The organism is Streptomyces sp. NPDC033177, assembly GCF_055577715.1.
Window position 1 is genome coordinate 123,602 of sequence record NZ_JBVIPS010000002.1, and the last position, 22,158, is coordinate 145,759.

General features: G+C 71.0%; 23 protein-coding genes and 1 riboswitch. Of the genes, 12 read left to right on the plus strand and 11 right to left on the minus strand.

From position 1 onward, the window contains the following. Positions 1 to 61: 61 nt before the first annotated feature. The 3 genes from ACZ5U5_RS06585 to ACZ5U5_RS06595 form a co-directional block, all read right to left on the minus strand. A complete protein-coding gene (locus ACZ5U5_RS06585; protein ID WP_469017252.1) occupies positions 62 to 472 on the minus strand; it encodes a DUF3040 domain-containing protein in 411 nt (136 codons plus the stop codon). A 274-nt stretch (positions 473 to 746) separates the two neighbouring features. Further along, on the minus strand, positions 747 to 1,523 hold the full coding sequence (locus ACZ5U5_RS06590; protein WP_469017255.1) for a class I SAM-dependent methyltransferase: 777 nt from the start codon (positions 1,521 to 1,523) through the stop codon (positions 747 to 749). Between the two features lie 127 nt (positions 1,524 to 1,650). Beyond that, a complete protein-coding gene (locus ACZ5U5_RS06595; protein WP_453683636.1) occupies positions 1,651 to 2,187 on the minus strand; it encodes an SAV_6107 family HEPN domain-containing protein in 537 nt (178 codons plus the stop codon). Positions 2,188 to 2,350: 163 nt separating this feature from the next. On the opposite strand from ACZ5U5_RS06595, the gene ACZ5U5_RS06600 reads away from it, so the two are divergent. The 5 genes from ACZ5U5_RS06600 to ACZ5U5_RS06620 all read left to right on the plus strand — a co-directional run bounded on the left by ACZ5U5_RS06600 (position 2,351) and on the right by ACZ5U5_RS06620 (position 8,427). Next, positions 2,351 to 3,139, plus strand: a complete 789-nt coding sequence (locus tag ACZ5U5_RS06600; protein WP_469017259.1) for an ATP-binding cassette domain-containing protein — start codon at positions 2,351 to 2,353, stop codon at positions 3,137 to 3,139. Beyond that, positions 3,111 to 5,195, plus strand: coding sequence for a YhgE/Pip family protein (locus ACZ5U5_RS06605; RefSeq protein ID WP_469017262.1), 2,085 nt, complete (start codon positions 3,111 to 3,113; stop codon positions 5,193 to 5,195). Before ACZ5U5_RS06600 ends, ACZ5U5_RS06605 begins: the two co-directional genes overlap by 29 nt. A gap of 50 nt (positions 5,196 to 5,245) precedes the next feature. Continuing rightward, on the plus strand, positions 5,246 to 5,863 hold the full coding sequence (locus ACZ5U5_RS06610; RefSeq protein WP_469017264.1) for a TetR/AcrR family transcriptional regulator: 618 nt from the start codon (positions 5,246 to 5,248) through the stop codon (positions 5,861 to 5,863). 377 nt (positions 5,864 to 6,240) lie between these two features. Beyond that, positions 6,241 to 6,855 carry a DUF4126 domain-containing protein gene (locus ACZ5U5_RS06615; RefSeq protein ID WP_469017267.1) on the plus strand — a complete coding sequence of 205 codons (615 nt, stop codon included), beginning with the start codon at positions 6,241 to 6,243 and terminating at the stop codon, positions 6,853 to 6,855. A 45-nt stretch (positions 6,856 to 6,900) separates the two neighbouring features. Further along, complete coding sequence (locus ACZ5U5_RS06620) at positions 6,901 to 8,427, plus strand: phytoene desaturase family protein (protein ID WP_469017269.1); 1,527 nt, start codon at positions 6,901 to 6,903, stop codon at positions 8,425 to 8,427. A 34-nt stretch (positions 8,428 to 8,461) separates the two neighbouring features. Here the strand turns inward: ACZ5U5_RS06620 and ACZ5U5_RS06625 are convergent, their stop codons facing one another. The 5 genes from ACZ5U5_RS06625 to ACZ5U5_RS06645 all read right to left on the minus strand — a co-directional run bounded on the left by ACZ5U5_RS06625 (position 8,462) and on the right by ACZ5U5_RS06645 (position 12,785). Continuing rightward, a complete protein-coding gene (locus ACZ5U5_RS06625; protein ID WP_469017272.1) occupies positions 8,462 to 9,343 on the minus strand; it encodes a hypothetical protein in 882 nt (293 codons plus the stop codon). Between the two features lie 44 nt (positions 9,344 to 9,387). After that, on the minus strand, positions 9,388 to 10,308 hold the full coding sequence (gene metF / locus ACZ5U5_RS06630; RefSeq protein ID WP_469017275.1) for a methylenetetrahydrofolate reductase [NAD(P)H]: 921 nt from the start codon (positions 10,306 to 10,308) through the stop codon (positions 9,388 to 9,390). An 89-nt stretch (positions 10,309 to 10,397) separates the two neighbouring features. Continuing rightward, positions 10,398 to 11,048 (minus strand): thiamine phosphate synthase, encoded by a 651-nt coding sequence (thiE, locus tag ACZ5U5_RS06635; RefSeq protein ID WP_469017278.1) that lies wholly within the window; start codon positions 11,046 to 11,048, stop codon positions 10,398 to 10,400. Positions 11,049 to 11,134: 86 nt separating this feature from the next. Beyond that, positions 11,135 to 11,500, minus strand: coding sequence for an Rv2175c family DNA-binding protein (locus tag ACZ5U5_RS06640; protein ID WP_160504555.1), 366 nt, complete (start codon positions 11,498 to 11,500; stop codon positions 11,135 to 11,137). A gap of 64 nt (positions 11,501 to 11,564) precedes the next feature. Next, a complete protein-coding gene (locus tag ACZ5U5_RS06645; RefSeq protein ID WP_469017280.1) occupies positions 11,565 to 12,785 on the minus strand; it encodes an NAD(P)/FAD-dependent oxidoreductase in 1,221 nt (406 codons plus the stop codon). Positions 12,786 to 12,915: 130 nt separating this feature from the next. Beyond that, a riboswitch (TPP riboswitch) is annotated at positions 12,916 to 13,028 on the plus strand. Here ACZ5U5_RS06645 and thiO point away from each other — a divergent pair. The 6 genes from thiO (at position 13,026) to ACZ5U5_RS06675 (ending at position 19,049) form a co-directional block, all read left to right on the plus strand. Beyond that, complete coding sequence (thiO, locus tag ACZ5U5_RS06650; protein ID WP_469017283.1) at positions 13,026 to 14,228, plus strand: glycine oxidase ThiO; 1,203 nt, start codon at positions 13,026 to 13,028, stop codon at positions 14,226 to 14,228. It overlaps the preceding riboswitch by 3 nt. Next, positions 14,225 to 14,452, plus strand: coding sequence for a sulfur carrier protein ThiS (gene thiS / locus ACZ5U5_RS06655; RefSeq protein ID WP_469017285.1), 228 nt, complete (start codon positions 14,225 to 14,227; stop codon positions 14,450 to 14,452). The genes thiO and thiS overlap by 4 nt, the downstream gene beginning before the upstream one ends. 6 nt (positions 14,453 to 14,458) lie before the next feature. Further along, positions 14,459 to 15,253, plus strand: coding sequence for a thiazole synthase (locus ACZ5U5_RS06660; protein ID WP_160504559.1), 795 nt, complete (start codon positions 14,459 to 14,461; stop codon positions 15,251 to 15,253). A 91-nt stretch (positions 15,254 to 15,344) separates the two neighbouring features. Then, positions 15,345 to 17,324: a Stk1 family PASTA domain-containing Ser/Thr kinase gene (gene pknB, locus ACZ5U5_RS06665; RefSeq protein ID WP_469017289.1), complete on the plus strand. Its 1,980-nt coding sequence runs from the start codon at positions 15,345 to 15,347 to the stop codon at positions 17,322 to 17,324. 189 nt (positions 17,325 to 17,513) lie between these two features. Then, the gene (locus ACZ5U5_RS06670; RefSeq protein ID WP_469017292.1) at positions 17,514 to 18,413 is read left to right on the plus strand and encodes a deoxyribonuclease IV; all 900 of its coding nucleotides are present in this window, start codon (positions 17,514 to 17,516) and stop codon (positions 18,411 to 18,413) included. Between the two features lie 99 nt (positions 18,414 to 18,512). Continuing rightward, positions 18,513 to 19,049, plus strand: coding sequence for a DUF4396 domain-containing protein (locus ACZ5U5_RS06675; protein WP_469017294.1), 537 nt, complete (start codon positions 18,513 to 18,515; stop codon positions 19,047 to 19,049). A 12-nt stretch (positions 19,050 to 19,061) separates the two neighbouring features. Here ACZ5U5_RS06675 and ACZ5U5_RS06680 read toward each other — a convergent pair whose 3' ends face one another. Further along, positions 19,062 to 19,694, minus strand: a complete 633-nt coding sequence (locus tag ACZ5U5_RS06680) for a sulfite oxidase-like oxidoreductase (RefSeq protein WP_453450509.1) — start codon at positions 19,692 to 19,694, stop codon at positions 19,062 to 19,064. Between the two features lie 174 nt (positions 19,695 to 19,868). Between ACZ5U5_RS06680 and bfr the strand changes: the two genes are divergently transcribed. Continuing rightward, complete coding sequence (gene bfr, locus ACZ5U5_RS06685; protein WP_363208257.1) at positions 19,869 to 20,348, plus strand: bacterioferritin; 480 nt, start codon at positions 19,869 to 19,871, stop codon at positions 20,346 to 20,348. Between the two features lie 6 nt (positions 20,349 to 20,354). On the opposite strand, the gene ACZ5U5_RS06690 is transcribed toward bfr, so the two are convergent. Continuing rightward, the gene (locus tag ACZ5U5_RS06690) at positions 20,355 to 20,642 is read right to left on the minus strand and encodes a (2Fe-2S)-binding protein (RefSeq protein ID WP_469017299.1); all 288 of its coding nucleotides are present in this window, start codon (positions 20,640 to 20,642) and stop codon (positions 20,355 to 20,357) included. Between the two features lie 145 nt (positions 20,643 to 20,787). Continuing rightward, positions 20,788 to 22,140, minus strand: coding sequence for a class II 3-deoxy-7-phosphoheptulonate synthase (locus ACZ5U5_RS06695; RefSeq protein ID WP_469017302.1), 1,353 nt, complete (start codon positions 22,138 to 22,140; stop codon positions 20,788 to 20,790). Positions 22,141 to 22,158 lie beyond the last annotated feature (18 nt).

Sequence of the window (22,158 nt, forward strand, 5' to 3'; positions counted from 1 at the left end):
ATGCGTAAGGGGTGACCGCCTTGGCGGTCACCCCTTACGTACTGCTGAAAAAGCTAAGAATTCATTGGCCCTGTTCGTCGCGGCGGCGCTGCCAACGCTGCTCGATCCGGTCCATCATCGACTTTTTCTGCCGGGTCTGCCGACGGGCCGGTGTGCTGCCCGGGGCCGTGGGTGTGCCGGCGGCCGGCTGTTCACCTGGCTTGGGCGCTTTGCGCCATCCGGTGACGGCGAGCACCGCACAGCCCAGCATGACGAGGAAACCGACCACGCTCACCCAGATCTGCTGGGCGACCATTCCCGCCATGAGAAGGGCAATACCCACAAGGAAGCCCGCGACCGCTTGGTAGACCCGTCGCCGGGTGTACGTACGCAGCCCGCTTCCCTCGAGCGCTGTCGCGAACTTGGGATCTTCGGCGTACAGCGCTCGCTCCATCTGCTCGAGCATGCGCTGCTCGTGCTCCGAGAGCGGCACGGAGTCCTCCTCATCGTGCAGTCGCCGGGGCGACCGGGGGTCCCCTTCAGGATAGGCAGGGAATCGCCCCCGTGAAACCCGCCCCTCTGCGCCAACTTCGCCAAACCGGACCACCCTGCCGCTCCGGCTCGCTGAAGCGTTCATTCCCCAGCGGCCGATCCGGCATGCCGGACGGTCTGCCTCGATCATACGGCGCCCATAGCCCGTTCGGGGGGTGTGTGCCGTACTCCATGTGCGGCTGCGCCGCTGATCAGCGGGGCAGCCGTGCCGGACGTCAGGCCTCGTCGGCATCCCGGGTCTCACCGAGCACATGCAACTGGGTGGCCACGGAGTGGAAGGCGGCGAGCTCGGCGGCGGCCTCCTCCAGCTTGAGCAGGGCCTCGAGGGCGCCGGGTTCGGTGTCCACGAGGACGCCGGGAACCAGGTCGGCGAAGACCCGTACGCCGTGCACGGCGTCGACCCTGACGCCCGCACCCTCGACCAGATCGGTGAGCTGTTCGGCGGTGAATCGCCGCGGCACGGGGTCACCCTCGCCCCAGCGGCCCGCCGGGTCGTCGAGCGCCTGCCTGGCCTCGGTGAAGTGCCCGGCGAGCGCCCTGGCGAGCACGGCTCCGCCGAGACCGGCGGCGAGCAGGCTGAGGGTGCCGGAGGGCCGCAGCGCGCCGACCGCGTTGCGCACGCCCTCGGCGGGGTCGTCCACGTACTCCAGGACGCCGTGGCACAGGACGGCGTCGAACCCGGCCGGCTCCACGACGTCGAAGAGGCCGTGCACGTCGCCCTGGACTCCGCGCACGCGATCGGCGACACCCGCCTCGGCGGCCCGGCGCTCGAGCGCGAAGAGGGCGTTCGGGCTGGGGTCGACGACGGTGACACGGTGGCCGAGGCGGGCGACGGGCACGGCGAAGTTTCCGCTGCCGCCTCCGGTGTCGAGCACGTCGAGGGAGTGTGACTCCCGGCCCGTGGCCTTGACCCGGCGGTCGAGGGCGTCCTTGAGGACCTCCCAGACCACGGCGGTACGGAGAGAAGCGCGGGGGCGCATCGGGTCCGACACGGCAGTTGACTCCTCGGCGCGTCCACCGCACGTCCGCGGCGGAGCTAGGGGGTTCCCTCCGCCTGCTCTTGCGGCAGTCAGGAGGGTGCGGGCGCTCCCACCCTATTGCCTTCGGACGACTGCCCCGTCACCCGTCCCGGGTCGCGTCCGGAGGCTCCCGCCTGGGCTGGGGCAGCACGGGCTGCAGGCCGAGCATCCGCTCGACGAGGCGTAAGAACATCCCCACGTCACGCAGCAGATCGTCCGCGTCCCGGACGGTGGCCGCGCCCTGTATGCCGGCCTCCGCGCGGGCCCTGCGTGGCGCGCCGGAGGCGAACAGGGCGCTCCACTCGGTCAGTTCGGGGGCTATCTCGGGGAGCACTTCCCAGGCGCTCCGGATGCGCTGCCTGCGGCGCGGGGTCGCCTCGGGCCGGCCGCGGGCGGCGAGGACGGCGGCGGCGGTGCGCAGGGCCGCGAGGTGCGCCGTGGCATAGCGCTCGTTCGGAGGCTCCAGGTGCGCGGCCTCGTCGATGCCGGCGCGGGCCTGGGCGAGCAGTTCGAGTGCGGCGGGCGGGGCCGTGGCCCGGCGCAGGACGGGGTGCACGTCGCTCGCGGGGCCGGTCAGTGAGGGAGCAGGGCCGACGGGGCGGTGCCGACGTGCGGCTGCTGCGGAAGTGCTGGCCATGACGAACCTCCTGTCGTCGCGTAACGGCTATGTGGCCGTATGTGCACATCGTGTAGTACGCCACTGACAATCGGCCCTGACCTGCGCTTTTGCCACGATCGACGGTTCGCGTTAGTTTTTGCACTGACCAGTCAGTTCAAAAAAGAGGGCGCGAGGGGGAACTGTGGACGGGCCGAACGACGGCGAGCGGGGAGCCGCCGTCACAGCGCGGGAGTTCGGGCTCAAAGGGCCGCGGGGCTGGGCGTTCCGCGGGGTCGGCGTCGAGGCCGGACCGGGGTCGCTGATCGCGATCGAGGGGGCTTCGGGGTCGGGCCGCACCTGTCTGCTGCTCGCGCTCACCGGGCGGATGCGCCCCACCGAGGGTGAGGCCTCGGTGGGGGGCTTCCGGCTGCCCAAGCAGCTCGCGGCGGTCCGCCGGATCAGCGCGCTCGGGCCCGTGCCCGGCGTGACGGACCTGGATCCGGCACTGACCGTCGCCGAGCATCTGCACGAACGGGCGCTGCTGCAGCGGCGGTTCGGCGGCTCCCTGCGGGGCCTGCTGAGGCCGCGCGCCGAGCGGAAGGCCGAGGCGCGGCTGCGGGTCGACGCCGCGCTGACCGCCGCGGGGCTCGACATGGAGTCGCTGCCCAAGGGGCGGCGGACCTCCGTACGCGATCTGGAGCGCCTGGAGATCCTGCGGCTCTCCGTGGCCCTGGCGCTGATCGGGCGGCCCCGACTGCTTGGCGTCGACGACGTCGACCTCAAGCTTTCGGACGCCGAACGGCGCGAGGCCTGGGACCTGTTGAGGTCCCTCACGCAGAGCGGCACCACCGTCGTGGCCGTGTGCAACGAAGCCCCCGACGACGCGATCGCCGTTTCCACGGACCGCGCCGACGACAACGACGACAACGACGGCCGCGACAACGACGACAAGGAGACGGCGGATGCGCTCGCCGAAGCTGGCCTCGCTTGAGCTCAGGCGCTTCGGCAGGGGGAAACTGCCGCGCGCCGCGCTCGTCGCGCTCCTGCTGCTGCCCCTGCTGTACGGCGCGCTGTACCTCTGCTCGTTCTGGGACCCGTACGGCCGCCTCGACCGCATCCCCGTGGCGCTCGTCAACGACGACAAGGGCGCCACCGCCTCGGGCAAGAAGCTCGCGGTGGGCGACGGCATCGTCGACGGGCTCCGGGACAGCAAGACCTTCGACTGGCACGAGGTGAGTTCCGCCGAGGCGCGTGAAGGGGTCGAGGACGGGACGTACTACCTGTCGCTGACGATGCCCTCCGACTTCAGCAAGCGCGTCGCGTCGAGTTCGGGCGACGCCCCGGAGACGAGCGCCCTCCAGGTCCGCACGAACGACGCCAACAACTACATCGTCGGGCAGATCTCCCGGACGGTCTTCTCCGAGGTGCGCACGGCGGCCTCCACGAAGGCCTCGCGCTCCTTCCTCGACAAGATCTTCATCTCGTTCTCCGACATCCACGGGGCGACGGAGAAGGCCGCCAAGGGCGCCGACAAGCTCGACAGCGGCATCGGTGAGGCCAAGAAGGGCTCGAAGAAGCTCGCGACCGGCCTCAAGGACGCCAAGAAGGGCAGCGGGGACCTGGCCGGGGGCATCAAGAAGCTCGACAAGGGCGCCGGCGAACTGGAGACCGGGTCGAAGAAAGTCTCGGACGGCACCCAGAAGCTGGCCGACAAGGTGAACGGCACAGCGGACAAGGTGCGACCCTTCCTGAAGGACAACGGCAAGACCATCGGCGACACGGCCAAGCTCGTCGCCGACTCCTCCAAGGCCCTGCGGAACAACCTGGACACCTGGGTCAAGCTCGCGCCCGGGGCGGCCAAGGGCGCCAAGGAGGGGTCCGACATCATCGACGGCCTCTACACGGAGCGCTGCGAGAACCTCCCGGTACCCGACCCGGCGTGCCCGCAGATCAAGAAGGCCAAGACGGCCGCCGAGAACGTGTCGACCATCGCGGACGACATGAACACCGTGATCAAGGACCAGAACAGCGACGTCACGAAGCTCAAGAAGCACCTGGCCACGCTGGAGAAGAAGTCGAAGGCGCTCGCCGAGCGCGCGCCGCACCTGGACGAGGACCTGAACAAGGCCGTCACCCAGATCAACGACCTCAACACGGGCGCGGGCAAGGTCGCCAAGGGCGCCAAGAAACTGCACACGGGCCTCGGCACCGCCAAGACCGGAGCCACGGACCTCGACACGGGCATCGGCAAGCTGAAGACGGGCGCGACCGACCTCAAGGGCGGCCTGTTCAAACTGGCCGACGGCTCCGAGAAGCTGTCCGGCGGGCTGCACGACGGCGTCAAGAAGATCCCCGACTACGACAAGAAGGACCGCGACCAGCGCACCGACGTCATGGCCGACCCAGTGCAGCTCGCCTCCCAGTCGATGCACAAGGCGCCCAACTACGGCACGGGTTTCGCCCCGTACTTCATCCCGCTGTCCCTGTGGGTCGGCGCGATGGTGGCGTACATGCTGATCCAGCCGCTCAACCGGCGCGCGCTCGCCGCGGGCGCCTCCGCCTGGCGGATCGCGTTCGCGGGCTGGCTGCCGGTAGCCGCCCTCGGGGTGCTCCAGACGGCGGCCCTGATGTCGGTCCTGCACTGGGGGCTCGGCCTGCAGATGGCGCGGGCCGCCGGGACCGTGGGCTTCCTCTGCCTGGTGACATGCTGCTTCGCGGCGATCGTGCAGTGGCTGAACGCGCGCTTCGGGGCGGCCGGGCGCATCCTCGTCCTCGCGGTCCTGATGCTCCAGCTGACCTCGGCCGGCGGCACGTACCCCGTCCAGACGAGTCCGTCCTTCTTCGGCGCGATCCACCCCTTCCTGCCGATGAGTTACGTGGTCGACGCCCTGAGGAGGCTCATCACGGGCGGCGGGCTCGGCCCCGTCTGGCAGGCGTGCGTGGTCCTCACGGCCTTCACCGCGGGCGCCCTCGCGCTGACCGCGCTCTCCGCGCGCCAGAAGCAGGTGTGGACCCTGGACCGCCTGCACCCGGAGCTGACCCTGTGAGACCCGCAAGTGCGCCTGCCGGAGCGCCGAGACCTGTGAGAATCGGGCCCATGGACAGCAGCGCAACCAGCACCCGGCGTGAGGCCACCCGGCAGAAGCTCTACGAAGCGGCCGTCACCCTCATCGCGGAGCAGGGCTTCTCGGCCACGACGGTCGACGAGATCGCCGAGCGGGCCGGGGTCGCGAAGGGCACGGTCTACTACAACTTCGCGAGCAAGTCGGTCCTCTTCGAAGAGCTGCTGCGGCACGGCGTCGGCCTGCTCACCGCCTCCCTGAAGGAAGCGTCCGAGAAGGCGGCGGAGCGCGGCGGCAGCAAGGTCGACGCGCTGGACGCGATGATCCGGGCCGGCCTGGTCTTCATCGACCGCTACCCGGCCTTCACCCAGCTGTACGTCGCCGAGCTGTGGCGCACCAACCGGGCCTGGCAGTCCACCCTGATGGTGGTCAGGCAGCAGGCGGTCGCCGTCGTGGAGGACGTGCTGCGCGCGGGCGTGGAGAACGGCGAGCTCAGCGAGGAGATCGACATCCCCCTGACGGCCGCCGCGCTCGTCGGGATGGTCCTGGTGGCGGCCCTGGACTGGCAGGCCTTCCAGCCGGAGCGCTCCCTCGACGACGTGCACTCGGCGCTCTCGCGGCTGCTCCAGGGCCGGGTGAGCGGCGGCCGCTGAACCGCCCTCCGGACCCGCACGACAAGGCGCCGGTCCGGTGCCGCCTGTTCTCCAGGCGGCACCGGACCGGCGCTCTCGTGTTCCCCCGCAGTCCCCCGTTCGGCCTCTCGGGCGGTCATTCCCGAGCCGCCGTCCGTCTCCCCGCGTCTCACTCCCACCTTCGGTGGGGTGGGAGGAGCGGCCAAGGGCGCCGCGCCGTTCCGCCGCCCCGTGTCGGCGGTACGGACGCTGCGCCCTTCTCCGTGTCCCTCACTCTTCCGTCTGCGCAGGTCGGGACCCATCCGCGCTGATACTCATCTCCATCACTAGGTACGGATACTCAGACCTGGGCACTCATCCCCAGGCCGGGTCGTTCCCGACTGGTTACGATCGCGTCCGTGTCCGTACTCCCCCTGGTCTTCACCAGCGGCTGGGCAAGCGGGATCAACGCGTACGCCGTGGTCCTGCTGCTCGGTGTCTTCGGCGCGACCGGGATCACCGACGAGGTCCCGGAGTCGCTGCAACGTCCTGATGTGCTGATCGTCGCCGGGGTCCTCTTCGCCTGCGAGGCCGTCGCCGACAAGATCCCCTACCTCGACTCGGTGTGGGACACGGCGCACACCGTGATCCGGCCGGTGTCCGGCGCCGTGGTGGGCGCGCTGCTCGCCGGGCAGAGCGGTTCGCTCCCCGACCTGGCCGCGGGCGCGGTGGGCGGTTCGACGGCGCTGGCGAGCCACTGCGTGAAGGCCGGGACACGGATGGCCATCAACACCTCGCCGGAGCCGTTCAGCAACGTCATCGTGAGCACGGCGGAGGATCTCGGGGTGGCCGGGATCGTCACCTTCGCGATGTTCCATCCGGAGGCGGCGGCGATCATCGCGGCCGTCCTTCTGGTGCTCGGCCTGATCCTGCTGTACTTCCTGATCTCGCGTATCCGGCGGTTCCTACGGCGCAGGGCGCAGCGACGCGAGGAGAAGCTGCTGGCGGCGCACGCGGGCAGGCCGCCGGACTGAGGGCTCCCGGCGTGACTGTCAGTGGTGGCCGATAAAGTCCCTGGCATGGCACGGATTGTGGTGATCGGCGCCGGGATGGGCGCGATGACGGCGGCCGCCCGGCTGGCCGTCGCGGGCCACCGGGTGGTGGTCCACGAGCGGTCGGGGACGTACGGCGGCGCGCTCGGCAGCCTCGAGCGGGACGGCTTCGCCTTCGACACGGGCCCTGGCCTCCTGCAACTCCCCGCCGTCTACCGCGACCTGTTCGTCAAGACGGGCAAGGAACCGCTGGAGAAGTGCGTCGAGCTGTCCCAGGTGGAGCCCGCCGTGCGGCACGTCTTCGCGGACGGCACGACGGCCGATCTGCCGAACGCCTCGCGCGCGGGCGTCGGTGAGGCCCTCGACGCGGCCCTCGGCAGCGGCGCGGGCGCCCGCTGGTCGGCGTACATGAACCGCGCCCGTGAGGCGTGGGACCGCACCCGGCGCCCCCTCCTGGAAGAGCCCCTCTGGCCGAACTGGCAGGTGCTCGCCGAGCGCGAGCCCTACCCCTCGGTGCCGCAGAAGCGCCTCCTGCGGCGCGAGCGGCGCGCGAAGACCCTCACCGAGGTCGGTGAACTCGAACTGGGCGGCGACGAACGCCTCCTGGCGCTCCTCGAGCAGTACGCCCTCGCGTGCGGCCTCGACCCCCGCGTGACCCCGGCGAGCGCGGCCGTCCTGCCCTATCTGGAGCACACCTTCGGCGCGTGGTCCGTGGGCGGCGGGATGCGCGCGCTCGCACGGGCCGTGCACGAGCGGTGTCTCGCCCGGCGCGTCGAGTTCGTGTTCGACTCCCCCGTCACCCGGATCATCGAGAAGGACGGCCGCGCGGCGGGCGTCGAGCTCGCCGACGGGACGGCGCACGAGGCGGACTTCGTGGTCGCCGGTGTCGCGCCCGGCGCACTGGACGGCTTGTTGTCCGGTGTATCCGACATGCCCGGCGGTTCCGGTGTGAACATACGGGCGGAGGGTGAGATCCAGGCCCGCTCCGGTCTCCCCAGCCGCCTGATGATCTTCCTGGCGCTGACCGGCGCGCGGCCGGACGGCACGCCCCACCGCACGGTGCTGCACACCCCCGACCGCCGGGACGAGCTCAACCGGCTCTTCGGGGACCGCCCCGGACTGCCCGCCGCCCCCACCCTCACGGTGCTGCGCCCGGCCGACCCGGCGCTCACGCCCGACGCCGGACACGAGGCGGTCACCTTGACGGTCACGGTGCCCGCGCACACGGAGGTCACCGAAGCGGACGTGGAGGGGTTGCTCGACCGTGCCGAGGCCGTGCTGCCCGGACTCCGGGGCCGCCTGCTGTGGCACGAGGTCCGCACCCCCGCCGACATCGCGGAGGCCACCGGCGCCGACGGCGGCGCGGTCCCGCCCCCGTCCCTCGCGGCGGGTGAGGGCCGGCTGCTCCACCCGGCCAACAGCACGCGGCTGCCGGGGCTCTTCGTGGCCGGCGGCTGGGCCCATCCCGGCGGCGGTCTTCCGCACGCGGGCATGTCCGGCACGCTGGTCGCCGGACTGATCGTGGAGGGACCGGAGTTCCGGGGCTCGCAGTGACCAGGACAGTGAGCAGGACCGCGGGCCCGCGAACTCAGTAGCGGTACTGCTCGTCGTAGCCCGCGTCGTATCCGTTCCCCTGGGCCTGCTCGCCCTGGTAGGGGTAGGGCTGCTCGGGCGGGAGTTCGCCGCCGTACTGCCCGTAGGGGTCCTCGACGCTGCGCTGCTGGGGCACCCAGACCCCGCCGGGCGGCGTCTCGTTGTACGTCCCGGACCCACTGCCGTAGGGATCGGCGGTGGGATAGGGCGCGTACTGCTGCTGGTCGCCGTACGCGTCGTAGCTCTGCTGGCCGCCGTACGACTGCGTCCCGATGTACGGGTCGGAGTACGCGGCGTACTGCTGCTGCCCCGTCTCGCCGTACGCGTAGGGCTGCTGGGGGTCATAGCCCGCGGTGGCGTACGTGTCGTAGCCGTAGGCGCCGTCCTGCTGGGCGGACTGCTGGGCCTGCTGCTGTGCGTACGCGTCGTCGCTGTAGACGCCGTACTGCCCGGTGTCGTCGGGCAGCGGCTCCGGCGCGTAGACCCCGCCGCCGGGAGGGGCCTCGGGCGGCGGCCCCGCCGGGCCCGCCGCCTCGTACTCCAGGTCGGAGACCTGGAGCGTCGGTTCCTGATGGGCCTCCGCGCCCCGCGGCGTCGTCTTGCGGCGCTTGCTCAGGCCCGGCTGGCCGCCGAGCGCCCAGCCGGTGGAGAAGCCGCGCCGGAAGGACAGCGTCACGTACGTCTGTCCCGTGGCGAAGGCGATCGCGCCCGCACCGATGACGATCACCGACGGCAGCAGCACGCCGATGACCACGCCGAGGAAGCCACCGAAGGCCAGCAGCCGCCAGCGCAGCCGCGCCTTGTACTGCAGCAGCACTTCGCCGAGCAGCCACAGCGCGACGCATCCGAACGCGATGTAGAGGACCGTCCAGCCCATGTACGCCCCTCTCCCCGCGGCCGCCGCCCCAGGGGTACGACCGGTCAGGTCTGCGGGTGATGCAGACCCAGATTCTCGTAGATTTCCAGCGTCGCCGTGGAGTTGTTCAGCGTGATGAAGTGCAGCCCCGGCACACCCTCGGCAAGGAGCCGCGCGCAGAACTCCGTCGCGAACTCGATGCCAATGGAGCGTACAGCCGCCGGATCGTCTTTGGCTGTGAGGATGCGCTCTTTGAGCGCCGGGGGGAAGGAAGCGTTGCTGAGCTGGGGCAGCCGCTCCAGCATGCGCACGTTCGTCACCGGCATGATCTCCGGGATGATCGGCGTCGAACAGCCCGCTGCCTCGACCCGGTCGCGCAGGCGCAGATATTCCTCCGGGTAGAAGAACATCTGTGTGATCGCATAGTCCGCGCCGGCGCGGCACTTGTCGACGAAGTGCCGGACGTCGGTGTCCCATTCCGCCGAGCGCGGGTGCATCGCGGGGAAGGCCGCGACGCCCACGCAGAAGTCACCGGACTCCTTGATCAGCTGGACCAGTTCGGCGGCGTACGTCAGGCCCTCGGGGTGCTTGACCCAGTCCGCGAGAGGGTCGCCGGGCGGGTCGCCGCGGACCGCGAGCATGTTCCTGATGCCGGCGTCGGCGTACTGCCCGATGATGTTGCGCAGCTCCGCCACGGAGTGGTCGACCGCGGTGAGGTGGGCGACCGGCGTGAGCGTCGAGTCGGCGACGATCTGCTGCGTCTCCTTGACCGTGCCCGCGCGCGTGGACCCGCCCGCTCCGTACGTCACGGAGACGAAGCTGGGGGCCACCGCCTCGACCCGGCGCAGGGCGTTCCACAGGTTGCGCTCGCCCTTCGGGGTCTTCGGCGCCGAGAACTCGAAGGAGTACGTCGTCTTGCCGGTCGCGAGCATGTCGCGCACGGTGCGTGCGCGATCAGTTCTGGTGGAAGCAGTGCCTAGGGCCATACGGGCAGGTTAGCCAGGGGGCACGGCTACCGGCCAATCCCCGTCCACCCTGCGGACAGCGTCGCCGAAGGTTGGCCGAAGATCGCCGATCAGGCCGTACGCAGCCGCTTCGCGAAGTCGGCGGCCGCGGCGCCCGGATCGTCCGCCTCCGTGATCGCCCGTACGACGACGACACGGCGGGCGCCCGCTTCGAGCACCTCGTCGAGGTTGCCCGCGTCGATGCCGCCGATGGCGAACCACGGGCGGTCGGTGCCCAGCGAGGCGGTGTACCGGACGAGGTCGAGTCCGGGGGCGTGCCGGCCCGGCTTGGTGGGGGTCGGCCAGCAGGGGCCCGTGCAGAAGTAGTCCACGCCGTCCTGCGTCGCCGCGGCGGCGGCTTCCGTGCCGGCGTGCGTGGAGCGGCCGATGAGGACGTCCTGGCCGAGGACGGCGCGGGCGGCGGGGACGGGCAGGTCGCCCTGGCCCAGGTGCAGGACGTCGGCGCCGATGGCGTGCGCGACGTCCGCGCGGTCGTTCACCGCGAGGAGCTTGCCGTGCCGGCGGGCCGCGTCGGCGAAGACCTGGAGGTGGTCGAGCTCCTCGGCCGCCTCCATGCCCTTGTCGCGCAGCTGCACGATGTCGACGCCGCCGGCGAGGACGGCATCGAGGAACTCCGGGAGGTCTCCCTGGCGCTTGCGGGCGTCCACACACAGGTAGAGGCGGGCGTCGGCGAGCTGCTCGCGGGCAGGCTTGGTGGCCATGGAAAGGTCCCCCCGGTCGTCGGTGGCCTACGGGCCGCGTGTCCCCGAAGGATCCGCGGCCCGTACGCAACGGTTTTCCGTTTCGGTCAGACGGCGAGCGCCTGGGCGCGGCGCTTCACCTCCGTGCCGCGATTCTCGCTCAGGGCCTGCGCGGGGGTGCCGGGCAGGGTGGGGTCGGGAGTGAAGAGCCACTCCAGCATCTCTTCGTCGTTGAAGCCGTCGTCCCTCAGGAGCGTCAGGGTGCCGGTGAGGCCCTTGACGATCTTGTCGCCGTCGATGAAGGCGGCCGGCACCTGGAGCGCGCGGTTCTCACCACGGCGTACGGCGATCAGCTGGCCCTCCTTGACCAGCTGGCGCACACGCGTCACCTCGACGTCGAGCATTTCTGCGATGTCGGGAAGGTGCAGCCACTCGGGGACGAGAGCATCAGTCTTTGCGTCAATCTCGGTCACGGGAACAAGGGTATCTCCGGGCACCGACAGCGGCCGGTCAGAGGCCCCGGTCACGGCGGCAGCGCTACGCCAGCAGTGCCTTCTTCAGCGGAATCGCGGGATCCGAGGCCAGCTCGGCGGAGAGCCGGGCGCCCGCCTCGATCAGCTTGCGACCCTGGGCCAGGTCCCGGGGGCGGCCCACCGCGAGGAGGGCCACCAGTGCCCCCTGCCGCAGCCAGCACACGCTCCAGGCCGCGCCCGCCGGATCTCCGCGCCACACCAGCTCGTCGGCGGAGGCGTGATGGCCCGCGTACTGGACGAAGCGGCCGAACTGCTCCGACCAGAAGTACGGGACGGGGTCGTACGCCGAAGGGGTATCGCCGATGATGTTCGCGGCCACCGTGCGCGGGCCCTGGAGCGCGTTGTCCCAGTGGTGGACGAGAAGGCGCTCGCCATACCTTCCCGAAGGGAAGGAGGAGCAGTCGCCGACCGCGTACACATCGGGTTCCGACGTCCTCAGGTGGTCGTCGGCGAGGATCTCCCGGTAGGCGCCGAGGGTGATGCCGGAGTCCGCGAGCCATCCCGTGGCGGGGCGCGCGCCGATGCCGACGACGACCGCGTCCGCGGGCAGCCGGGTGCCGTCGGCCAGGTGGACGCTGCCGGGTTCGACGCGGTCCACGCGCGCGTGGGTGCGCAGGTCGGTCCCGGAGTCGGCGTACCAGGACGTCATCGGGGCGGCGACCTCCGCGGGCAGCGCCCCGGCGAGCGGTCGCTCCGCGGCCTCGACGACGGTGACCTGGCAGCCCGCCTCACGCGCCGCGGTCGCGAACTCGGCGCCGATCCAGCCCGCGCCGACGACGACGATGCGGTGCTGCTCGGCGAGCACGGGCCGAAGCCGCTCGGCGTCGTCCAGCGTGCGCAGCAGGTGGACGCCGGGGACCCCGAAGGCGCCGGGCAGCAGGATCGGCTCGGCGCCGGTGGCGATGACCAGGGCGTCGTACGGGACCGGGCCCCGCTCGGTGTCCAGGGCATGGTCCGCGGTGCGGACCCCCGTGACCTCGTGGCCCAGGCTCAGCTCGATGCCGAGCGCCTCGAAGTCGATGTCGAAGGCGGAGCCCTCCGCCTTGCCGAGCAGCACGGCCTTGGACAACGGCGGTCTGTCGTACGGCTGGTGGGGCTCCGCGCCGATCAGCGTGACCGCACCGGCGAATCCCTGCTCACGCAGGGCCACGGCGGTCTGCACCCCGGCCATCCCCGCGCCGACGATGACGACCCGGCGCTCTTCCTGCCTCCGCTGCTCACTCACCCGATCACTCTAGGACGGCGGACGAGGCGCGCCTCAGGGCGCGACGGCGAGATCTCTGACACACCGTCACCGCTCCTGACCGCAGAGCCGCCCTACCTACCCCGGGGCACCAAGGGCTAGGGTTGCCGTGCAGAGCACTCGCGGGAGCCCGGACGCACCGGGCTGAGAGGGAGGCTGGACGGCCTCCGACCGTACGAACCTGATCCGGGTCATGCCGGCGAAGGGAGGGGCTGGACACCCATGCATCCACGAACACCACTCCGCACGACGAGCACGACCACGACCGACGTCCTGGTCGTCGGGGGCGGCATCATCGGCCTGGTCACGGCCTGGCGGGCGGCACAGCGTGGCCTGACCGTCGCGGTCGTGGACCCCGAGCCCGGCGGCGGCGCGGCGCAGGTCGCGGCGGGCATGCTGGCCGCCGTCACCGAGCTGCACTACGGGGAGCAGACGCTGCTCGCCCTGAACGTGGCCTCCGCGCAGCGCTATCCCGACTTCGCGGCCGAGCTGACGGAGGCGAGCGGCCGCGATCTCGGCTACCGCGCGTGCGGCACGCTCGCCGTCGCGCTCGACTCCGACGACCGTGCCCACCTGCGTGAGCTGCACGCCCTTCAGCAGCGGTCGGGGCTCGCGTCGGAGTGGCTGAGCGGGCGCGAGTGCCGCCGTCTGGAGCCGATGCTCGCGCCGGGCGTCCGGGGCGGCCTTCGGGTCGACGGCGACCACCAGATCGATCCGCGCAGGCTCGCCGCGGCGCTCATGGTGGCCTGCGAGCGGGCCGGCGTGATCTTCCACCACGCGTGGGCGGAGCGCCTCTCGGTGGCGGGCGACCGGGCCGCCGGAGTCGTCCTGGCCGACGGCACCGCCCTGGAGGCCGGCCAGACCGTGCTCGCCGCCGGCAGCCTCAGCGGGCGCCTCGCCGGGGTTCCGGAGGGCGTCCTGCCGCCCGTGCGCCCGGTGAAGGGCCAGGTGCTGCGACTCACGGTGCCGCAGCGTCTCGCACCGTTCCTGAGCCGCACCGTGCGCGCCGTGGTGCGCGGCAGCCACGTCTACCTGGTGCCGCGCGAGAACGGCGAGCTGGTCGTCGGCGCCACCAGCGAGGAGCTCGGCTGGGACACGACGGTCACCGCCGGCGGCGTGTACGAGCTGCTTCGGGACGCCCACGAGCTCGTACCCGGCATCACGGAACTGCCGCTGACGGAGACCCGCGCGGGCCTGCGCCCCGGCTCCCCCGACAACGCGCCGCTGCTCGGCCCGACCGCGCTCCCCGGCCTCCAGCTGGCCACCGGGCACTACCGCAACGGCGTCCTCCTGACGCCCGTCACCGGTGACGTGATGGCGCACGCCCTGACCACCGGTGAACTGCCCGACGAGGCACGAGGGTTCACCCCCCTGCGTTTCGTCCGCGATTCCCTCACGCAGCGTTTCCTGGAGCAGCCCGCATGACTCTCCCGTCCGACTCAGCCGTCACCGCCGTCTCCGTCAACGGAGAAGCACGCGACGTGGCCGCGGGCACCACGCTCGAAACCCTCGTCGCCACCCTGACCGCGGCCCCGGCCGGGGTCGCCGCCGCGCTCAACGAAACCGTCGTCCCGCGCGCGCGGTGGTCCACGACGCCGCTCACCGACGGTGACCGCGTCGAGGTCCTCACCGCCGTCCAAGGAGGCTGAACCGACATGGCAGACGACCCCTTCGTCATCGGCGGGCTCACCCTTTCCTCCCGCCTGATCATGGGTACGGGCGGTGCGCCGAGCCTGGACGTGCTCGAACGCTCCCTCGTCGCCTCCGGTACGGAGCTGACGACGGTCGCGATGCGCCGCCTGGACCCCGGGGTGCAGGGCTCGGTGCTCTCCGTCCTCGACCGGCTCGGCATCCGCGTCCTGCCGAACACGGCGGGCTGCTTCACCGCGGGCGAGGCCGTCCTGACCGCCCGGCTCGCGCGGGAGGCGCTCGGCACCGACCTGGTCAAGCTGGAGGTCATCGCGGACGAGCGCACCCTGCTGCCCGACCCGATCGAGCTCATCGACGCCGCCGAGACCCTCGTCGACGACGGCTTCACGGTCCTCCCGTACACGAACGACGACCCGGTGCTCGCCCGGAAACTGGAGGACGTGGGCTGTGCGGCGATCATGCCGCTCGGCTCCCCCATCGGCTCCGGGCTCGGCATCCGCAACCCGCACAACTTCCAGCTGATCGTCGAGCGCGCGGGCGTGCCGGTGATCCTGGACGCGGGCGCGGGGACGGCGTCCGACGCGGCGCTCGCCATGGAACTCGGCTGCGCGGGTGTGATGCTCGCCTCGGCCGTGACGCGGGCCCAGGAGCCGGTCCTGATGGCCGAGGGCATGCGGCACGGGGTCGAGGCGGGGCGGCTCGCGTACCGGGCCGGGCGCATTCCCCGGCGGCACTTCGCCGAGGCGTCGTCGCCCGCGGAGGGGATGGCCCGGCTCGACCCGGAGCGGCCCGCCTTCTGAGCGTCGCGTGCCTGTCACAGCTCGGCTGCAGTCGGGGCCCGAGCCAACCCGGGCGGGCAACCCTGTCAGCCGTGGCTCGTAGACTCCCTGCGTGGACACGACCCTTCAGGACCCGCTCGTCGGGCAGGTGCTCGACGGCCGCTACCGCGTGGACGGGCGGATCGCGGTCGGCGGGATGGCCACGGTCTACCGGGCCGTGGACACCCGCCTCGACCGCGTGCTCGCGCTCAAGGTGATGCACCCGACACTGGCCGCCGACGTCTCGTTCGTCGAGCGCTTCATCCGTGAGGCCAAGTCGATCGCCCGGCTCTCGCACCCGAACGTGGTGGGGGTGTACGACCAGGGCGCCGACGGCGCGTACGTCTATCTCGCGATGGAGTACGTCGCCGGCTGCACCCTGCGTGACGTGCTCCGCGAGCGCGGCGCCCTGCAGCCGCGCGCGGCCCTGGACATCCTGGAGCCGGTCCTCGCCGCGCTCGGCGCCGCGCACCGCGCGGGCTTCGTGCACCGCGACATGAAACCGGAGAACGTCCTCATAGGGGACGACGGCCGGGTCAAGGTCGCCGACTTCGGGCTCGTGCGTGCGGTGGACACCGTCACGAACACGACCGGCACGGTCCTCGGCACCGTCTCCTATCTCGCCCCCGAGCAGATAGAGCACGGCACCGCCGACACCCGTGTGGACGTGTACGCGTGCGGGGTCGTGCTCTACGAGATGCTGACCGGCGCCAAGCCGCACTCCGGTGAGTCGCCCGCCCAGGTGCTCTACCAGCACCTCCACGAGGACGTACCGCCCCCGTCGGCTGTCGTCCCGGGGCTCGCCGTCGAGCTCGACGAGCTGGTGGCCTCCGCCACCGCCCGCACGCCCGACGTCCGCCCGTACGACGCGGTGGCGCTCCTCGGGCAGGCCAGGGCGGCGCGCGCCGCGCTCTCCGTCGAGCAGCTGGACGCGGTGCCGCCGCAGGCCCACGCGGCGGACCACGAGGACGCGCGGCACGACAACTCCGACGACCGTACGAACGTGATTCCGCGCGCGGTACGTCCCGTACAGATGCCGCTCCCCACGGACGGCGACCAGGACCGGCCGAGCCAGCAGGACCGGCAGGACCAGCTCAACCGCACGAGCATCCTGGCGTCGCCGCCGCCCGCTCCACCGGTCGCGCCCACCCGCAGGCGCCTCGACCCGCGCCGCCGCACGCTCACCGTGGTCGCCGCCGTCCTGCTCGCCCTCGGCCTCGGCGCGGGCGTCTGGTACATCAACTCCGGCCAGTTCACGAAGGTCCCGCCGCTCCTGGCGAAGACCGAGTCGGCGGCCAAGAAGCGCCTCGGCGAAGCGGGACTCGGGGTCAACGACGTCAAGCGGGCGTACAGCGACACCGACAAGCGCGGCACGGTGATGGCCACCGACCCCGAGGCGGGCGAGCGCATCCGTGACAACGACCGGGTGACGCTGACCATCTCGATGGGCCCCGAGATCGTGAAGGTCCCGAGCCTCAGGGGCACCCCCGTGGCCAAGGCGAAGGAAGAACTCAAGGACGCCGGGTTCGCTCCCGGGATGACGAACAAGGCCTTCAGCGAGGAGGTCCGCAAGGGCTCCGTGATCGGCACGGACCCGAAGGCGGGCGCCAAGCGCAAGGCGGGCTCGGCCATCGCGATCACCGTCAGCAAGGGACCCGAGGTCGATGTCCCCGACGTGACGGGCGACTCCCAGGCCGACGCGACCTCCGAGCTGGAGGACCTCGGCCTGAAGGTCGAGGTCGAGACGAAGCGGATCCACTCCGACGAGGACAAGGGCACAGTCGTCGACCAGTCCCCCAGGGAGGGCCAGAGGCGGCTCGCCGAGGGCGACACGGTCACGCTGACGCTGTCCAAGGGCCCGGAGATGATCGAGGTCCCGGACGTCGAGGGCATGAGCGTCGACGAGGCCACACAGGAGCTGGAGGCCGTCGGCTTCGACGTGGAGAAGGACCGCGGACTTCTGGGCCTCTTCGGGGACAAGGTGGAGGACCAGTCCGTGGACGGTGGCGACAAGGCGCCCAAGGGTTCCACGATCACCATCAAGATCCGCTGATCCTGGCCGGGGGCCCGTGGCATACGTCTGGGCACCCGGCGCAGGCCCGCGGACGTGCGCGGGCCGGCCTGCCTGTTCCGATCTGTGAGCCGTCTGTGGCTGGTCGCGCAGTTCCCCGCGGCCCTGCGGGGCCCGGCCGGCCGGGATCCGCTGGCGGACCCCCCTCACTCGCATGCCACCCTTTAGCGCGTGAGCAGCAATAAGTCCCCCAGCGCCAAGTCCAGCGGCCCCTTGTCCCGCAACCCCGTCGGCGGCCACGTCCCCGTCGCGGGTGGCCTCGCCTCCGTCGGTCTGTCGTACGCCCGTGACCTGGGCGCCGAGGCCGTCCAGGTGTTCGTGGCCAATCCGCGGGGGTGGGCCACGCCGCCCGGCAATCCGAGGCAGGACGAGGAGTTCCGCGCGGCCTGTGCCGCCGAGGGGATTCCCGCGTACGTCCACGCGCCCTACCTCATCAACTTCGGCTCGCACACCGAGGCGACCGTGGATAAATCCGTGGACTCCCTGCGCCACTCGCTGCGCAGGGCCCGCGCGATCGGCGCACTCGGGGTCGTCGTGCACACCGGTTCCGCGACCGGTGGCCGGGACCGCGCCGTCGCCCTGCGGCAGGTACGCGAGCGGATGCTGCCGCTGCTCGACGAGCTGACACACGACGACGACCCCTTCCTCCTCCTGGAGTCGACCGCGGGCCAGGGCTTCTCGCTCTGCTCACGCACCTGGGACTTCGGCCCGTACTTCGAGGCGCTGGACGCCCACCCGAAGCTGGGCGTCTGCCTGGACACCTGCCACATCTTCGCGGCGGGCCACGACCTGGCAGGTCCCGGCGGCATGAAGGAGACGCTGGACCTGTTGGTCGACACCGTCGGCGAGGGCCGCCTGAAGCTGGTGCACGCCAATGACTCCAAGGACGTGGTCGGCGCCCACAAGGACCGTCACGAGAACATCGGCACCGGCCACATCGGCGAGGAGCCCTTCCGCGAGCTGATGACCCACCCCGCGACCGAGAACGTGCCGTTGATCATCGAGACGCCCGGCGGCAAGGAGGGGCACGCGGCGGACGTGGCGCGCCTGAAGGAACTCAGGAGCATCTAGCGACCTCAGCACTCTCAGAGATCCCTTGAGGAATACCCCCTGGGGGTATACGGTTCTTGCCAGGCGGCAGGAACCGTTGTCCGACGTTGGGGGATTCGCATGCAGCACGATCACGACACGCACGCCGAGCACGCGCACCACGAGCACCAGCACGCGGGGCAGCACGGGCACCAGCACGAGGCGCAGCACGGCATGGGCAAGGTCAGCTGGCGCATGGCGGCGCAGGCCACCCTCCACTGCCTCACCGGGTGCGCCATCGGCGAGATCCTCGGCATGGTCATCGGCACCGCGCTGGGCTGGGGGAACGTGCAGACGATGATCCTCGCGATCACCCTGGCCTTCTTCTTCGGATACGCCCTGACCCTGCGCGGCATCCTCAAGGCGGGCGTCGATTTCAGGACGGCCTTCCGGGTCGCGCTCGCCGCGGACACCCTCTCCATCGCGGTGATGGAGCTCATCGACAACGGCGTGATCGCGCTCTGGCCCGGAGCGATGGACGCCCACCTGGCGGACCCGATGTTCTGGTACATCCTCGCGATCGCGCTGGCCGCCGCCTTCGTGATCACCGTCCCGGTCAACAAGTGGATGATCGGCCGCGGCAAGGGCCACGCGGTGGTGCACCAGTACCACCACTGACGGCAGCCAGGACTAGAGCTCGGGGCCGTCCCCGGGCTCTTCCTGGTACGAGTAGCGCTGCTCGGTCCAGGGGTCGCCGACGTTGTGATAGCCGCGCTCCTCCCAGAAGCCGCGGCGGTCGGCGGTCATGTACTCGACGCCACGGACCCACTTGGGCCCCTTCCAGGCGTACAGATGAGGCACCACGAGCCGCAGCGGGAACCCGTGCTCCGCGGTCAGCAGCTCGCCCCCTTTGTGGGTGGCGAAAATCGTGCGCTCGTCCATGAAGTCGGCCATCCGCAGGTTGGAGCTGAAGCCGTACTCGGCCCAGACCATCACATGCGTGGCGTCCGGCGCCGGCGGTGCGATCTCCAGCAGGGCCCGCGCGGGCACCCCGCCCCATTCGGCGCCGAGCATGCTGAACTTCGTGACGCAGTGCAGATCGCCGACCACGGTGGCGTACGGAAGAGCCGAGAACTCCTCATGCGTCCAGCAGTGTTTGTCCCCGTCGGCGGTGGCCCCGAAGACCCTGAACTCCCAGCGCTCCGGGCGGAACTTCGGCACCGGACCGTAGTGGGTGACCGGCCAGCCCCTCTGCAGTCGCTGCCCCGGTGGGAGCTCCGGCTCCACTGCTCCCCGAGATGCGCGATCCGCCGACTGACCCATGAGTCCATCCTGACAGACCCGGGTAGGTGGACGTGACCAGGAGGCCTCCGACAGGCGCCGGTCGGAGGCTGATTGGGGCAACTCCTACTAAGCATGCACTTACTGGACGGCCTCCCGTACCGGTGCAAGGATGCGCGGAACCTGCCCAGTTACCACGTGGAAGGAGCCTCTGCGATGCAGGGCGACCCCGAGGTCATCGAATTTCTCAACGAGCAGCTGACCGCCGAGCTCACGGCGATCAACCAGTACTTTCTCCACGCCAAGATGCAGGAGAACTTCGGCTGGCCCAAGCTCGCGAAGTACACCCGGTCCGAGTCGATCGACGAGATGAAGCACGCGGAGATCCTGACCGACCGGATCCTCTTCCTCGACGGCCTGCCCAACTACCAGCGGCTCTTCCACGTACGTGTGGGTCAGACCGTCACGGAGATGTTCCAGGCCGACCGGCAGATCGAGGCGGAGGCGATCGACCGCCTCAAGCGCGGGATCGAGGTGATGCGCGGCAAGGGGGACATCACTTCCGCGAACATCTTCGAGTCGATCCTGGAGGACGAGGAGCACCACATCGACTATCTCGACACCCAGCTCGAACTGGTCGAGAAGCTCGGCGAGCCGCTCTACATCGCGCAGCTCATCGAGCAGCCGGAGAGCTGACGCGGGCTAGGCGGCCTCGTCCAGGCCGGGGTCCAGGCTGGTGTCCATGCCTGCATCCACACCGGTGAGCACGGGCTGCCCCTGGTCGGCCAGCTCCCTGCGGGGGCACGTGCCCCGGCCCAGGATCGCCTGGATGCTCCGCACACAGGAACCGCAGTCGGTGCCCGCCTTGCTGGCGGACGCTATCTGGCGGGGTGTGCAGGCACCGTCCGCCGCGTGCTGCTTCACCTGCGCCTCGGTGACTCCGAAGCAGTTGCAGACGTACACGCGGTTCACCTCCCGGGCAGGATTCATCGGCGGCGCCGTCCCGATTAATCGGTGAGGCTAACCTAACCTTACCCACGCCCCGAGGTCCACAAAAGCCCCGATACGCCGGTGGGGCACGGATCACATGGATCCGTGCCCCACCGTCGCGTCGTGCGGGAATACCTGCTGATACCTACTGGTCGCGGTACATCTCCGCCACCAGGAACGCCAGGTCCAGGGACTGGCTGCGGTTCAGGCGCGGGTCGCAGGCCGTCTCGTAGCGCTGGTGCAGGTCGTCGACGAAGATCTCGTCGCCGCCGCCCACGCACTCGGTGACGTCGTCACCGGTGAGCTCGACGTGGATGCCGCCCGGGTGCGTGCCCAGGGCCTTGTGGACCTCGAAGAAGCCCTTGACCTCGTCGAGCACGTCGTCGAAGCGGCGGGTCTTGTGACCGGAGGCCGCCTCGTACGTGTTGCCGTGCATCGGGTCGGTGATCCAGGCGACGGTCGCGCCGGAGGCGGTGACCTTCTCGACCAGCTCCGGGAGCCTGTCGCGGACCTTGTCGGCGCCCATGCGGACGATGAAGGTCAGACGGCCGGGCTCGCGGTCCGGGTCGAGGCGCTCGATGTACTGCAGCGCCTCCTCCGGGGTCGTCGTCGGGCCGAGCTTGATGCCGATCGGGTTGCGCACCTTGGAGGCGAACTCGATGTGCGCGCCGTCCAGTTGCCGGGTGCGCTCACCGATCCAGACCATGTGGCCCGAGGTGTCGTACAGCCGGCCGGTGCGCGAGTCCACGCGGGTGAGGGCCGACTCGTAGTCGAGGAGCAGCGCCTCGTGCGAGGCGTAGAACTCGACGGTCTTGAACTCCTCCGGGTCCGTCCCGCAGGCGCGCATGAAGTTGAGCGCGTTGTCGATCTCGCGCGCCAGCTGCTCGTACCGCTGACCGGAGGGGGACGACTTGACGAAGTCCTGGTTCCAGGCGTGCACCTGGCGCAGGTCGGCGTAACCGCCGGTGGTGAAGGCGCGCACCAGGTTGAGCGTGGAGGCGGATGCGTTGTACATCCGCTTCAGGCGCTCGGGGTCCGGGACGCGTGACTTCTCGTCGAAGTCGAAGCCGTTGACCGAGTCGCCGCGGTACGTCGGCAGGGTCACGCCGTCGCGGGTCTCGGTGCCCTTGGAGCGCGGCTTCGAGTACTGCCCGGCGATGCGGCCGACCTTCACGACGGGCACGGAGGCCGCGTACGTCAGGACGGCGCCCATCTGGAGCAGCGTCTTCAGCTTGTTGCGGATGTGGTCGGCCGACACGGCGTCGAAGGCCTCGGCGCAGTCGCCGCCCTGAAGCAGGAACGCCTCTCCCTTGGCGACGGAGGCCAGTCGGGCGCGCAGCTGGTCGCACTCGCCCGCGAAGACGAGCGGCGGATACGACTCGAGGTCCGCGATCACATCGCGCAGAGCCTCGGCATCGGGGTACTCAGGCTGCTGCGCCGCGGGAAGGTCTCGCCAGGTGTTGCCACCGGTAGTGGTGGTCTTAGCGTTCACGGTCACCCCCACAACATTACGGGG